The following is a 14,240-nucleotide window of genomic DNA, read 5'->3' on the forward strand; positions in this document are numbered from 1 at the left end:
TCCCAAATGGGCGCCCTCCGACCCACTCCGATGTTCTACACGCAGGATCGCCAGAGGCGCTTCTGGAGTTTTTACTGGGAAGATGCCGAGAAATATGGCATCCACCCTCAGCACATCGTGAGCGGACAGCAAATCTGGGAGGTGGCCAACGCTGGAGAGTACGAAGCCAAGCTCAACCAGGTCTTTGCAAGCGGGGATCCCCTCTCCTACGAATGTCAGGTGCTCTCGCCCCGCTACAAGTTGCATCTGCATCTTTCGCTCAACCCTGTACGGGACATGGAAGGGGAGGTGGTGGCGGTTGCGGCAGTGGGCAAGTTGCTGGGGGCTACGCCTTTTGCGTTGGCCGGAGGAACCAGCAGCCCCAACAGCCAGCCCCATGCTCTCCCGGCCGATCCGGTACAGGGGATCACGACGCAGTTGGTGCGCAACATCCGGCATTCCCTGGATATCCGGCAACTGTGCCAGCAGACCGTGGAGCAGTTGGGGCAACTGTTTGAGGTAGATCGCTGCCTGATGGCCCTCTACGAGGTGGGGCAAGACTCCCTCACGGTCAATGCCGAGTACCGCCGCCATCCTGGGGATCCCTCCCTCCTCCACCAGACCCTGAAGCTGGCAGATTACCCCCATTTGTTGCAGGCCCTCAGACAGGAAGAACCGGTGGAGGCGGGGCGACATCTGGCCATTGCCATGTCTTACCAGGGCTACGCCAACAGCCTGCTCTGGCTGGAAATGCTGGATCCGAACAGGGTTCCTGTTTGGCAGCCAAGCCACATTCAGGTACTCCAGAGCATTGCCACCTACCTGGGCGCAGCCATTGCCCACGCCATTTTGCTGGATCAAAGTCGCCAACTGGCAACCCGCTTGCAGTTAGCCAACCAAACTCTGCGTCAGAAAAATAAGGAGCTGGAGCAGGCCCGTGCCCAAGCGGAATCGGCCAACAAACTGAAAAGCCAATTCCTGGCCAACACCTCCCACGAGCTGCGCACCCCCCTAAACGGGATCATCGGCTTTATCAAGCTGGTGCTGGACGGGATGGCCGAAAACCGCGAAGAGGAGCTGGACTTCTTGCAGGAGGCCTATCGCTCTGCCCTGCACCTGCTGGCCCTAATCAACGATGTGCTGGATATCGCCAAGATCGAGGCGGGCAAAATGCAGTTGGAGTTCCAGCCCTGCGACCTGCGAGCTTTGTTTAAGGATGTGGAGGCCAAGACCAGCTTGCAGGCCAGCCAAAAGGGCCTACAACTGAGCTTCCACCTGCCCAACACCTCGGATCAGATTTTGCTCTTGGGCGATTACCAACGCCTGTTGCAGGTCATGCTCAATTTGGTGGGGAATGCCATCAAGTTTACCCCCAAAGGCTCAGTAACCGTGCGAGCGGATATCCTGCCCGGCAACCCGGGTTTGGCCCGCATCCGCGTCATCGACACCGGGATCGGCGTATCGCTGGAAAAGCAGCAGAAGCTGTTTCAGGCTTTCACGCAGGTGGATGGTTCCACCACCCGCCAATATGGGGGGACGGGCTTGGGCCTGGCCATCAGCCAACGCCTGGTGGAGGCGATGGGAGGGGAAATCAATTTCTACAGCCTGGGCGAAGGGCTGGGATCCACCGTCACCTTTACGGTGCCCCTCTACCGCAAGCCGCTCCTGAGCGGGGATCCGAACCCAGAGGCGCTCCCTGCTCAACCCGCCCGAGATAGACCTGAGGATGCGGATCCCACCTTGATTTCTGTTCCCAACTCAGTCCAGCGATGACCCACCCGGCCATTTCTCCTTCAACCGCTCTGGGTACCTCTCGGTTGCGGCGCAGCACTGCGCGAACATTCCCCCATGCCCTATCCTCGTAAACGGTTTGGTCAGCATTGGCTCAAGGATCCCGCTGTTCACGAGGCGATTGTGCGGGCTGCCCAGTTGAATGATCTAGAGGGAGACGCGGATCCCACTTGGGTGCTGGAGATCGGCCCCGGCACCGGCCAACTGACGCGGCGATTGCTGGCCCAGGGCGCCCAGGTGGTGGCGGTGGAGATCGACCGGGATCTGTGCCGACTGCTGCAAAAACGGTTCGCCGGCCAACCCCGTTTTCACCTGCTGGAGGGAGATTTTCTCCGCCTGCCGCTGCCTCCTCAACCCCGCCTGCTGGTGGCCAACATTCCCTACAACCTCACCGGATCCATCCTGGAAAAGGTGCTCGGATCCCCGGCCCAGCCGGTTCGGCAGTTCGAGCGCATTGTCCTTCTGGTGCAAAAAGAGCTGGCCGAGCGCTTGCAGGCCGGCCCCGGCAGCAAAGCCTATGGTGCTCTGAGCCTGCGGACGCAGTATTTGGCCGATTGCGAGCTGATCTGCAGGGTGCCCCCCACCGCTTTCAAGCCCGCCCCCAAGGTGGAATCTGCTGTGATTCGCCTCACCCCCCGCCCCGCCCCCACCCCCGTCCGGGATCCCTGCTGGTTTCACCAACTCCTCCGGCAGGGGTTCTCCACCCGTCGCAAGAAGCTCGTCAATGCCCTGGGAAGCTTGGTGGAGCGAGAAGCGGTTGCAGCAGCTTTGGCTCAGCTCCGCCTCAACCCCGATGCCCGCGCCGAAGAGCTGGCCCTGCCCCACTGGCTGGCCTTGAGCGACCTGCTGCTGGAGAAAGCGCCCAAAAGGGCTGTTGTTCTTCAAGAGGGGCAGGAACCAGGGTAGGGTAAGAGAGGGAAGCTCAGTTGGACGAACCCAAACATCCTCTGGGGTTTTTGAAGTCCCTTCCCGATCTTGTTCTGGATCCCTTTCGTCAATGCAGGTGCATCCATGCAGGGCAACCAAGGCAAGCAAATCCTCTTGACCGGTGGCACAGGCGGGCTGGGTTTGGGGGTGGTTCCCGTGGTGCTGGCCAGCGGAGCAGAGCTGACCTTGACCTATCGCCAAGAGAAAGATCTTGCCATTTTGCGGGAGCGCCTGCCGGCCAATGCTCTGGATCGGGTTCGCTTTGTGCAAGTGGATTTAACAGATGAGGCGGCGGTTGCCCGCGTCATTGCCGACCTACCCCGCGTGGATGGGCTGATCCACCTGGTGGGGGGCTTTGCCATGGGCCCCACCCACGAGTACAGCTTGGCGGACTGGTATCGCGACTTCGACCTCAACCTCACCACCACTTTTCTGACCTGCAAGCACAGCCTGCGCAGAATGTGGCAACAGGGCTATGGGCGGATTGTAACGGTGGGATCCCGAGGAGCGGTGGAGCCGGGCCCGCAATTGGCCGCCTACTGCGCTTCCAAAGCGGGGGTGGTGGCCCTGACCCGCACTATTGCCGCCGAAACCCAAGGCACCGACATCACGGCCAACGTCATCCTGCCCAGCCTCATCGACACGCCGGCCAACCGAGCTGCCATGGGATCCGAGCAAGCCGAGCTGTGGGTCAAGCCAGAGTCCATCGGGCAGGTGATCGCCTTTTTGGTCTCAGAAGCAGCGCGGGATCTGCGAGGGGCGGTGATCCCGGTGTATGGCAACGTCTAGGCAACTGGTTGACCAAGCCATGAGCCGCCATTCATGATACAGAATATGCACTTATCTCTATCCAGTTTTTTTCCATGCTGAAGCGGTTATTCTTGGGTGGCTTGCGCCGGCAAATCGGCCGCATTGAGGTGGCAGGGGCTATTGATGGCAAAGCTCGCGAGCGGGTTCTCAAGGCCCTGAAAGAGGCGGAAGAAAACCATATCCCTGCCGTGGTGCTGCGCATCGATAGTCCAGGTGGGACGGTGGCCGACTCCCAAGAAATCTACAATGCCCTCTTGCGTTTGCGAGAGAAAAAGGGCACCCGTATTGTCGCCAGCTTTGGCAACATTGCCGCCTCTGGGGGGGTTTATATTGCCATGGGAGCCGAAAAAATTGTCGCCAACCCAGGAACGATCACCGGTAGCATTGGCGTGATCATTCGAGGCAATAATATCGAACGCCTCCTGGATAAGGTGGGGATTTCATTTAAGGTGATTAAGTCTGGCCCCTACAAAGATATTCTCTCGTTTGATCGCGAGCTGACCCCAGAAGAGCGAAACATCCTGCAAGAGTTGATCGACATTACCTACGGCCAGTTTGTGCAGACGGTTGCTGCTGCCCGCAAGTTGAGTTTGAATGTGGTCAAAACTTTTGCCGATGGCCGCATTTTCAGCGGAGAGCAGGCCCTCCACTTGGGTGTGGTGGATCGCTTGGGCACAGAAGAAGATGCCCGCCTTTGGGCGGCAGAGCTGGCGGGTTTGCCGACGGATGCGAAGTTCTACGACCTGCTCCCGCGGCGCAGAGGTTGGTCTCGATTTCTGCCGGCAGCAGAAGCCTTGGCCCGTCTGCAGTTTGAAGTGAGCACCTCGGGCTTGCCCCTGTGGCTTTACACAGGTTCTTGAGGCAGTTCGCGAACAGCTATTCCGGGAAGTTTAGCGTTCTGTACCGCACAGCCCCCACCCCCGGCCCCTCTTCCAGAGGGAGAGGGAGTTTAACTAAAGTAGCCCAACTCCAATTGCCGGGCCAGATCCAGCAGCCGGTGGGCCAGGGTTGGCTTGGTTGCCAATGGGATCCGCTCTGGACTTCCCTGCTGGGGGATCCAATAGCCTTGGTTGTGGCTGCTGCCAAAGCCGCTATCCGGTTGGTCGATGGGGTTGGCCACAATAGCATCCAGGCCCTTTTGGCGGAGCTTCTCTCTGGCCGGTGGCAAGGGATCCCCACTTTGAGCGGCAAAGCCGATGAGGCGTTGGCCAGGGCGTTTGTGGCGGGCCAGAGCTGCCAGCAGGTCAGGGATCGGCTCCAACGGCAACATCTGGGGTAGATCGGCTTTGGGCAGCTTCCCCGCGTAAACCTGAGAGGGGCGCACATCCCCCACAGCAGCAGCCATCCACAAGAGATCCGCCTGGGGAAATTCCGCCTGCAAAGCCGCCTCCAGTTGGGCTGCCGTCTCCACCGGAATGGCCCGAATGGCGAAGGGCGCTGGATCAAAGGGGATCCCCAACGGCCCATGGACCAGCGTCACTGTCGCCCCCCGGCAGGCTGCCGCCACCGCCAGCGCCACTCCCATCCGACCACTGGCCGGGTTGCCGATAAAACGCACCGCGTCGATGGGCTCCCGTGTACCCCCCGCCGTCACCAACACCCGCTTGCCTTGCCAATCTTTTTTCCCCCCTGTCCAGAGCAAAGCCCGCACATACTCCTGCAGGGCCTCCGGCTCCAACATGCGCCCTTCCCCCACCGCATCACAGGCCAGGCGGCCACTGGCCGTCGGCAAGGCCCAAAAACGGGGATCCTGATGTAGCCGCTGCCAATTCTCGGCCACCTTCTCCGCCTTCCACATCTGCGTATTCATAGCCGGTGCCACCGCCACCGGACACCGGGAAGCCAAAACCACATTGGTGAGCAAGTTATCCGCCAGCCCATGAGCCAACTTGCCCAAGGTGTTGGCCGACAAGGGTGCAATGAGGAGAGCCTCCGCCCATTCCCCCAACTCGATGTGCAGCGGTCGTCCTCGTGTTGCTTGCCAAAAGGCGGCATCCGTAAAAGCCGGCTGGCGGGACAAGGTGGCAAAAGTCAAAGGAGAAATAAAATGTTCCGCAGCTTTTGTCAAAACCACCTTGAGCTCTGCTCCCTGCTGCACCAGAGCAGACACCAAAGCTGCCGTTTTGTAAGCAGCAATCCCCCCGCTCACCCCAATGAGGAGACGCCGCCCCGACCAAAAGGGATCCATATTGAGTGACACGCAAACAGCCTTGTTTCCAGTTTCCCTGCTTTTGCTCAATTCCGGCGGCGAAGCGGGGATCCCTCGCCCAAAGATACTTTGACTTGGACGGATGACCCTGTCGAGAATAGGGCCTGAGAGCCTATCATTCCCCATTTCAGCCAAAGTCTCCCCCATAGGTTCTGGCCTTCAGAGGGAATTCCCCACTGCTGTTTTGCGCAACCAGCCCTCAGATCCCATTGCAGTCGCTCACTCATTCCCTCTAATTAAGAAGAGTTGGATCAAACTCTATTGCAATCGCTGTTTGTTTCTGGCTACACTAACAGTTGTCCCTAAAACCATCTTGATATGGCTACAACCAGTAAACCAAAACCACTCACTGGCCAAGAGCTCCTCGACAAGGTAACTTCAATGGGAAATGCGGATCGCAAGGAAAAAGCTCGCGCCTGTGGTTATGTCACCTACACCAAGAATGGTCAGGAGCGAGTGAATCTGATGCAGTTTAACAACGCCCTGTTGAAGGCCGTTGGCGTGGATCTCGGCGCTAGTGACGAAAATGGATCCCGTGGCCGCGCTCCTACCTTCCGGGTTTCGGTTCATAAGAATGGCAATCTCCTGATCGGAGCTGCCTACACCAAGAAGATGGGCCTCAAGCCCGGAGATGAGTTTGAGATCAAGCTGGGCCACCACAACATCAAGCTGGAGCGGGTCAACTGATTTGCTGCCTCCCTGTGCCGCTTTTCCCTGCTGGTGATCTCATCTCAGCCAGGGTAAAGCCCTCGGTATTCTTTTTAGCCCTCAGGGGCCTGGGAGCAGCGACTTCTTCCTTTCGCTCCGGTGTTTATTGTTTCTCTACTTTTCAAACAAGGGATCCTCATGATCCGCTGGGGATCCCTGGCAGTTTGTACCTCATCAATGGCTGAAGTGTGGGTAAGTTCGCTATTCTGACAACAGTTAAATTGGGTCTGCAACAATGAACACTCCGACTGTGCCAAATGTCTTTCGCCATTGGCGGCGGTGGCGAACTTGGGCGGGGCTGTTGTTGGCAGCAGCGTTCTTTGTCATCGAGTCTCATCGGCAAGTTTGGCCTCAGTCGAATGCTTCTCAAAGTCAGGCATTTTTGGAGTGGGTGTCTTCCCAGCCTACTCCCGAACAGCAGGATGTTTTTGTGGATGGAGTCATTCGGCTGCAATTCAATCGGCCACTGGATCCCAATCTACAACGTCTGGCGGTTCAGTTGGATCCGCCGGCAGCGGTTATTTTTGATGTGCAGGGAGACGAGTTGTTGCTTAAGCCTCGGGATCCCTTGCGCTTTAGCACCCGTTACACCCTCACGCTTTCTCCCCAAGAGGGGCTGTCCCTCGAGCAGGCCATTCAGCTGAGTTTTCGCACCGAACCGCAATTTACCTACGAACGGGATGTCAAACCGCTGCTAGAAGCCAGTTGTGTGGGTTGCCATCAGCCGGCAGGACGGCAGCGCACCCAGTTGCTGGACAGTTATGAGGCCACGATGGCCTATGTCAGGCCCGGGGATCCCAATAGCGAGTTGATCAATCCCCGGTGGACGAGCCGCCACGCCTACATCCTCAACGCCATTAACCGCTCCGAAAGACTTAAACAACATTGGACAAAAGTGGACTTTCGACCAGCGTTGATGCTTTCTTCCTGCTTCTACGACCCTTGCCTAGCTGGGCTTGCAACCCAACCCCGGCAGCGGGATCTCCACAGGCGTGACTTCCCCCCAAGCTGGGGGTAGTTGAGGGTAAATACACCTCAAAATACCACCCCACCAAGTTAATCGCTGCGTTGAGATCCCGGTCTTTCTCTAAACCGCAACTCTCACAACGAAACACCCGCTGGTGCAGCGGCATCTGCTGTTTATGCTGGCAACAAGAACACAGCTGGCTGGACGGATAAAACCTATCCGCCACTACCACCTGACAGCTGTAGAGCCTAGCTTTATACTCTAGCTGTCGCCTGAACTCATAGAAACTACACTCGGCTAGACTACTAGCTAACTTGTGGTTCTTGAGCATCCCCGAGACGTTCAGGTCCTCTATAATTACCACCCGATACCTCTTAGCTAGATAGGTAGTAAGCTTGTGTAGGTTGTCCCGACGAATATCAACTACTCTCTTGTGGAGTCTTGCCACCTTCTTAACTGCCTTCCGCCGGTTTTGCGACCCCTTAACTTTCCTGGACAACCGCCTTTGCAACCTCCTCAGCCGCTTCCTAGCCTTACAATAGGGCTTGGGGTTGCCAAAAGTCCCCCCGTCAGAACACGTGGCTAGATTGTTAACTCCTAGGTCAACCCCAACGACGTCCCCTTCCTTCTCCAGCTCCCCTGGCTCAGGCGCCTCATACTTGAAGGAAATAAACCAACGGTGGGCCCGCCGGCTGATAACAACATTCTTGGGCACAACCGCAGGCAAGACCTCGTAACAAGCTAACCAGCCGAAAATCGGAACCTTGATTTTGTTGCCGGAAATTCTAATCCCACCTTCTAGGTAAAAGCTGTCCAGCTTCCCCTTCTTCTTGAATACTGGAAATCTAGACTTCCCAGCACGCCACCTCTTAATTGCTCTCTCCAGATTCCTAAGAGCTTCCTGCGGGGCACACTTAGAAACCTGATAGTACCAAGGATTAGCCCTCTTCACCTCGGCTACAAGTTTCTTGTGCAGATCAACTGCCGTGGGAATCTTCCGCTTCTCTGCCACAGCTTGCTTACAAAGCTCCAGTCCCCAGTTGTAAGCGTGCCGAGCAACCCCAGCGTGCTGCGCCGCCAGTGTCCTTTGCTTGTTATTCAGTCTTAACTCCGTCTTGAATCCTAATAACAAAGTACGACCTCTAGTTCAGCACTAAACCTATTGCTGTTCCCTTTGGAGCTACAAATTGGGGCATACTGAATATATATAATGTACACTGCATTCAGTCGAGACTAGAGTTCAGCTCAACCGCCCCCAAGCTCGCGGCGACTCCCCGAAGATTGCTTACATTCAGGCCCGCGGGCTGCCCCTGTCCCGTCTGGGCTTTTGGACGCCGGAGGAAGTGGAGATCGTCCGCACCTGGATTGTGCAGGATGGCGCCCCCCGCACCAGCGCCCGCTTACAGATGGGCAACTGAATAAGGCATCTGGAACCCAACCCTCACTGCCATGACCCCTCCTCAACCTTTGGCCACCGTGATTCAGGGATCCCTGAGTCGAGGGCTGGAAGCTCGCCTCAATCCCGGTGTCTCGGTAGAAGACTTGCGGGTGGGCAAATTCGTGGTGATCCAGGGGCAGCGCAACCGCTTCTTTGGCCTGCTTACTGACGTTACCCTAGAAACCAGCAACCCCCAAATTCTGGTCAATCCCCCCCGCCCGGAAGAGACCTTGCTGCAGGAGGTGCTGGCCGGTACCGGCACCTACGGCATTATTGCCCTCACCCCGATGCTGATGTTGGTGCCGCGGCAAACGGAAGGGGAAAGGCTGTATCCCCTGGTCAATCCCGAACGGCCAGAAGCGTTGGCAGCTCCCCTCGGCCAAGAACCCCCTTCCGCTGGCGCCATGGAGCTGCTGCCCGTGAAAACAGTGCCCGCCCATTTTTCGCAAGTGTATGAGGCACGGGAACTGGACTTTCGCACCGTCTTCGGCTGGGAAGACGACCCGGAGCGGCGCAACTTTGCTATCGGCCAGCCCCTCGACATGGCTGTGCCCATCTGTTTGGACTTGGATCGCTGGGTGGAGCGCAGCAACGGCATTTTCGGCAAATCGGGCACCGGCAAGTCCTTTCTAGCCCGCCTGATCCTGGCCGGCATCATCCGCAAACGGGCAGCGGTGAACTTGATCTTTGACATGCACTCCGAGTACGGCTGGGAGGCGGCCAGCGAAGACAAACACGCCAGCACCGTCAAGGGCTTGCGGCAGCTCTTTCCCGGTCAGGTACAGATCTATACCCTGGATCCCGATTCCACCCGGCGGCGAGGGGTGCGGGATGCGCAGGAGCTCTTCATCGCCTACAACCAGATCGAGGTGGAGGATCTGGCCCTGTTGGCAGAGGAGCTGAACCTATCGGAAGCCAGCCTGGAAAACGCCATTATCCTGCGCAACGAGTTTGGCCGCGACTGGATCAGCCGCCTCTTGAGCCTTTCCAACACCGAGATTCAAGAGTTTTGCGAACAGAAAATGGGCAACAAAGCCTCGATGATGGCCCTGCAGCGCAAGCTCACCCGCCTTGACAACCTCAAGTACATCCGCAGCACCCTGCCCCACAACTACATCGGCCAGATTTTGGATGCCCTCAGCCGCGGCATTCACGTGGTTATCGAGTTTGGATCCCAGTCCAACCTGCTCTCCTACATGTTGGCTGCCAACGTCATCACCCGCCGCATTCACCAGGCCTACGTGCACCAGACGGAGCGGTACTTGCAATCCAAAAATCCCCTCGACAAGCCCCGTCAACTGTGCATCACCATCGAGGAGGCCCATCGCTTTCTAAATCCGCGGGCAGCCAAGCAGACCATTTTCGGCACCATTGCCCGCGAGATGCGCAAGTACTTTGTCACGCTGCTGGTGGTGGATCAGCGCCCTTCCCGCATCGACAGCGAGGTGATGTCTCAGTTGGGCACTCGCATTACGGCGCTGCTCAACGACGACCAAGATATCGAGGCGGTGTTCACAGGGGTGGCGGGCAGCCAGAACTTGAAAACGGTGCTGGCCAAGTTGGACTCCAAACAGCAAGCCCTAATTCTGGGCCATGCCGTGCCCATGCCGGTGGTGGTGCAAACCCGCCCCTACGACCAGCGGTTCTACGCCGAGATCGCCGACCCCGACTGGTCTCAGGCTGAGGATGCGGAGGTGCTCCTGGCCGCTCAGAAGGCCAAGGAGGAGCTGGGACTGTAGGGAGAGCTCCCCCAAAGTCCCGTCATCAAGCACAGCAGCAAGCACCGCAGGGGGGGGAAGGCCATCATCCCTCTCAGGATCCACCGCCGCATAACCACTACGGGCCAGTAGGAGTTGGAGAAAGTGCGGGTGAGCAGATCCGTGAAGAGCAGCACCACCCAGTTTTCCCAGCGGCGACGGCGACCGTAGCGGCGCAGGACTTTGACATCTCCCAGATCCTCATGCCGTCTCCAGGCGTCTAGGAGCACCTGGGCCAGGGCAGCGGCGTCGCGGATGCCGAGGTTGAGCCCTTGGCCAGCCACCGGATGGCAGTGGTGGGCGGCATCTCCCACCAAGGCAAGACGATGCTGATAGTAGCGGCGGCTTTGCCGTAGGCGAGCCGGGAAAACCTGGGGCCGGTTCAGCAAAGTGAGCTGGCCGCTCTGACCGCCGTAGTAGCGCTGCATCTCGGCCAAGAAGTCGGCCTGAGGAAGGGCCAGGGTGGCTTTGGCCTGCTCGTGGGGCATGATCCAGACCACCTGACAGCGGTTGCCGGGCAGGGGCAAGATGGCGAAGGGGCCGGCAGGCCAGAAGCGCTCGTAGGCAATGTTTCGGTGGTCTTGGGAAGGGGCCACCAAGGCGGTGATGCAGGACTGCCAATAGTCCCAGCCGTCGCTAGGGATCCCTGCCCACTGCCGCACCTGGGAGCGCAGGCCGTCGGCGGCGACCACCAGGGAGGCCCGCAGTTGGCGACGCCCCTGGGCCGTTTCCAGCTCTACCTCGGCTGCAGCCTTCCCATAGGTTACGCTCTCCACCTTGGCTTCGTAGTAGCAGCTAATTTTGGGATCGGCAGCCACCTGCTCCTGGAGCGCCTGCTGCAGCCAGGCATGCTCGCCACAGTAGAAAACTGCCGCTTCCCCCACATCCTCCGGTCTAAACGTCACCCGCTGGGGAGCGTTGGCGTCGGTTAAAATCACCTGAGCAAAGGGCGTAATGTGGGGAGCCAGCGCCTCCCACACCCCGACGGCCCGGAAGATGCGGATTGACAGCGGCGAAAGGGCATAGGCCAGGGGGCGCTGTTTGACTGCCTCAGCCGACTGGGCCTCAATGAGGGCCAACCGCAGGCCGGATCCCCGCAGGGCACAAGCTAGGGTTAAGCCCGCGATGCCTCCGCCGACGATAATCACGTCGTAGAGGGCTGCCAAAGTATCCGGAGTGGGAGCAAGAGTTGTCATCTCTCTTATTCTCCTATTGGCTGCTGTGGGCAACCACTTCTGTGCGGGTGGAGTCTGCCGACGTGGCGGCTCGCACGGCCCGGAACATGCCAAAGCGGCAGAGGCCGGTGCCGAAGGCCAGGCGCATGAGCAAGAAAGTGGGCACCTCCCGTAGCGACTTAATCAGGCCCACCAAGCCAAACTTCAGCAACCCTTCGGGACGGACAATGCCCTGCCAGATGGAATCCAGCCAAGAGGGAAGGGTCTCCTGAGTCCAGTCGGCGGTTTCTACCCGTCCCGCCACCAGGCCAGTAGCCTCCAACTGCTCGGCAAAGCCTTCGATGCTGGAGAAGGAAGGGTGTGACCATTGATCCAACAGTTGCCGCATCACCAGCCGCTCCCAAAAGTTCAGGGGCTTTTGCCGGTCGTCCCGCTGGTTCCAGTCGGCCACCACCAGGATCCCCCCTGGCTTCAACACCCGCAGCATCTCTTGGGCATAGCGGGCCTTGTCCGGCATGTGAGGCCCTGCCTCAATGGACCACACCACATCGAAGCTGGCATCGGGGAAGGGCAGGTCGAGGGCATCTGCCACCTGAAACTGGACAGGCAGATCAGGGGGGGTGAGCTCCTGGGCCCGCTTCACCTGCTGAGGACTGATGGTGATACCGGTTACAACAAAGCCGTAGTCGCGGGCCAAGATGCGGCAGCTCCCACCAATGCCGCAGCCCACATCCAACACGGTTGTCCCTGCAGGCAGTCGATCCAACCCCCCCCAGCGCACCATCTCGTGGACAAAGTCGTGCTTGGCCTGCAGAAAATTTTTTCGTTGGGGAGGAGAGCCGTAGTGGCCTAGGTGAATGTGTTCGCCCCAGTAAAACTCTAGGATCCCATCCCGAGTCCACTCGTCGTAAGACTTGGCCACAGAGGCGGGAGACTCGTATTTGCGAGCAGTCAACAGATAGGCTGCCAAGCCCACGGCCAGCAGCACAGCTATGCCCAAAGCCCAAAAGATTGGATTCATCGGATCAACCATGAAGTTTCTATGAAGTCCCTCTGCGTGGTGGCAATCATTGTCGGTTGGATAGCGCAGCCCCAGGCGGAGTGCTTTCCGGTATGGGGCCAGCCAAGCAAAGGCGCAATCCCATCTTGCCCCATCTGCTGGCTCAAGGAAGAAGTCTGGGATCCCAGCAAAGGGCGGCTGGGCGAGATTTTCCAGCACGATTCCAGCATCCGTTGGGGTCGCTGCCATCACCTGCTGGATGGGGTGTTCCAGGGGCGGCAACCTTAGTAGCAGCGGCTGCTCCCTACCAAAGGTTGGCGGCGTAGCGAGCAGCTCCCCTCAGCCCCACCTGCGCATTCACCACCACCTGCACCGACAGTTGCTCCAGAAGAGGACGCATCCGCCCTTTGTCCAAAAACGAGGACAAAAACTCCCCTTGATGCAGTAGGCGCAAGAGCTTGGGCGCGATCCCCCCAGCGATGAACAGGCCCCCGCGCGGCAATAGGTGTAGGGCAAAGTTCCCGACTGCAGCCCCGTACAGGCTGATGAAAAGCCGCAGACACTCCACCGCCAGAGGATCCCGTGCTTCCATGGCAGCATTGGCAATTTGGGCTGCCGGGTCAATATGCTTAGCTCCCTTTTCCCAAGCCTCAATTTGGGCCAGCAGCTGTTCTTCTCCTGAGCCCCACTGGCTATCCCGCAAAAATTGATAAATGGCAACGATCCCCTGCCCCGAGACCACCCGCTCGGTGGAGACACGTCCGTGCCGTTTTTGCAAATACCTCAAGAGCTCCCACTCCAGAGGGGTGCGCGGGGAAAAGTCCACGTGACCGCCCTCGCTGGCATGAACTTGGTAACCCCCTTCTCCCCAGGTAAGGTAAGCCTGCCCCAAACCCGTGCCTGCTCCCATCACGCCAATCGGAGCCCGCGGTTGACGCTCACCCACTTGCAAGGTGTCCAGATCCTGGTCGCCGAGGGCAAGCACGCCATACCCCACAGCGCTGAAGTCGTTGATCAAGGCTACGCGCGGGATCCCCAGCTCTGCGGCCAATTGGCTCGACTGCAGATCCCAGGGCAAGTTGGTCACTTTGGCAGTCTGTCCCTCAGACCCTGAGCCCCTTGTTTCCATGACGGGGCCGGCCACTGCAAAACAGGCGGCAGCAGGCTGTGGATCTCGCCCCAGCTCCCGCCGAGCCTGGGCCAGAAACTCTCCCACCATTGGGGCGAGGTTGGCGTAATCTTGGCTGGCATAGCGGCAGTGGTAAAGGCTGTGCTCGGGATCCTCGGCATTGACAAGGCTGAGGCTGGTTTTGGTGCCCCCGATGTCTCCTGCCAACAACAAGTCCATACGGTTTCCTCCGGCCAGCACCTCCTTCCCACCCTGACATCTCTGGAGAGAGAATGCCAGGCCCCCAAGGCTTCCCCGCTCCTGCTGGGGAGAAGAGGGAAGGGCAAAGAAGGTGCTATGTTAACTGATGT

12 protein-coding genes and 1 pseudogene are annotated in these 14,240 nt (G+C 58.9%); 8 read left to right on the plus strand and 5 right to left on the minus strand.

Features of this window, described 5'->3' with window-relative positions:
- Positions 1-30 precede the first annotated feature (30 nt).
- The 4 genes from ACVWYY_RS00195 (at position 31) to sppA (ending at position 4,367) form a co-directional block, all read left to right on the plus strand.
- Entirely contained in the window at positions 31-1,752 is a 1,722-nt protein-coding gene (locus tag ACVWYY_RS00195; protein ID WP_457439199.1) for a sensor histidine kinase, read from the plus strand.
- Positions 1,753-1,827: 75 nt separating this feature from the next.
- Positions 1,828-2,676 (plus strand): 16S rRNA (adenine(1518)-N(6)/adenine(1519)-N(6))-dimethyltransferase RsmA, encoded by an 849-nt coding sequence (gene rsmA, locus ACVWYY_RS00200; protein ID WP_457439201.1) that lies wholly within the window; start codon positions 1,828-1,830, stop codon positions 2,674-2,676.
- A 105-nt stretch (positions 2,677-2,781) separates the two neighbouring features.
- The gene (gene fabG, locus ACVWYY_RS00205) at positions 2,782-3,486 is read left to right on the plus strand and encodes a 3-oxoacyl-ACP reductase FabG (protein WP_457439203.1); all 705 of its coding nucleotides are present in this window, start codon (positions 2,782-2,784) and stop codon (positions 3,484-3,486) included.
- A 74-nt stretch (positions 3,487-3,560) separates the two neighbouring features.
- Complete coding sequence (gene sppA / locus ACVWYY_RS00210; protein WP_457439205.1) at positions 3,561-4,367, plus strand: signal peptide peptidase SppA; 807 nt, start codon at positions 3,561-3,563, stop codon at positions 4,365-4,367.
- A gap of 89 nt (positions 4,368-4,456) precedes the next feature.
- On the opposite strand, the gene coaBC is transcribed toward sppA, so the two are convergent.
- Complete coding sequence (gene coaBC / locus ACVWYY_RS00215; protein ID WP_414344656.1) at positions 4,457-5,695, minus strand: bifunctional phosphopantothenoylcysteine decarboxylase/phosphopantothenate--cysteine ligase CoaBC; 1,239 nt, start codon at positions 5,693-5,695, stop codon at positions 4,457-4,459.
- Positions 5,696-6,034: 339 nt separating this feature from the next.
- On the opposite strand from coaBC, the gene ACVWYY_RS00220 reads away from it, so the two are divergent.
- Together ACVWYY_RS00220 and ACVWYY_RS00225 are read left to right on the plus strand one after the other, a co-directional pair.
- Positions 6,035-6,403: an AbrB family transcriptional regulator gene (locus ACVWYY_RS00220; protein ID WP_011432615.1), complete on the plus strand. Its 369-nt coding sequence runs from the start codon at positions 6,035-6,037 to the stop codon at positions 6,401-6,403.
- A 256-nt stretch (positions 6,404-6,659) separates the two neighbouring features.
- Positions 6,660-7,067 (plus strand): annotated as a pseudogene (locus tag ACVWYY_RS00225) (Ig-like domain-containing protein); the annotation flags it as partial.
- A gap of 232 nt (positions 7,068-7,299) precedes the next feature.
- Here the strand turns inward: ACVWYY_RS00225 and ACVWYY_RS00230 are convergent.
- Entirely contained in the window at positions 7,300-8,523 is a 1,224-nt protein-coding gene (locus ACVWYY_RS00230) for an RNA-guided endonuclease InsQ/TnpB family protein (protein ID WP_457387689.1), read from the minus strand.
- 317 nt (positions 8,524-8,840) lie between these two features.
- Here ACVWYY_RS00230 and ACVWYY_RS00235 point away from each other — a divergent pair, with 317 nt between their 5' ends.
- The gene (locus tag ACVWYY_RS00235) at positions 8,841-10,568 is read left to right on the plus strand and encodes a helicase HerA domain-containing protein (protein WP_457439208.1); all 1,728 of its coding nucleotides are present in this window, start codon (positions 8,841-8,843) and stop codon (positions 10,566-10,568) included.
- Here ACVWYY_RS00235 and ACVWYY_RS00240 read toward each other — a convergent pair.
- Positions 10,538-11,782: an FAD-dependent hydroxylase gene (locus ACVWYY_RS00240; protein WP_457439210.1), complete on the minus strand. Its 1,245-nt coding sequence runs from the start codon at positions 11,780-11,782 to the stop codon at positions 10,538-10,540. The genes ACVWYY_RS00235 and ACVWYY_RS00240 overlap by 31 nt on opposite strands.
- 13 nt (positions 11,783-11,795) lie before the next feature.
- Positions 11,796-12,782, minus strand: coding sequence for a methyltransferase domain-containing protein (locus tag ACVWYY_RS00245; protein WP_041436329.1), 987 nt, complete (start codon positions 12,780-12,782; stop codon positions 11,796-11,798).
- A gap of 21 nt (positions 12,783-12,803) precedes the next feature.
- On the opposite strand from ACVWYY_RS00245, the gene ACVWYY_RS00250 reads away from it, so the two are divergent.
- Positions 12,804-13,049: a hypothetical protein gene (locus tag ACVWYY_RS00250; protein ID WP_457439212.1), complete on the plus strand. Its 246-nt coding sequence runs from the start codon at positions 12,804-12,806 to the stop codon at positions 13,047-13,049.
- 16 nt (positions 13,050-13,065) lie between these two features.
- Here ACVWYY_RS00250 and ACVWYY_RS00255 read toward each other — a convergent pair whose 3' ends face one another.
- Complete coding sequence (locus ACVWYY_RS00255) at positions 13,066-14,109, minus strand: glucokinase (protein ID WP_414344654.1); 1,044 nt, start codon at positions 14,107-14,109, stop codon at positions 13,066-13,068.
- Positions 14,110-14,240: the final 131 nt, after the last annotated feature.

The sequence above is a fragment of the Thermostichus sp. MS-CIW-34 genome (genome assembly GCF_054060435.1).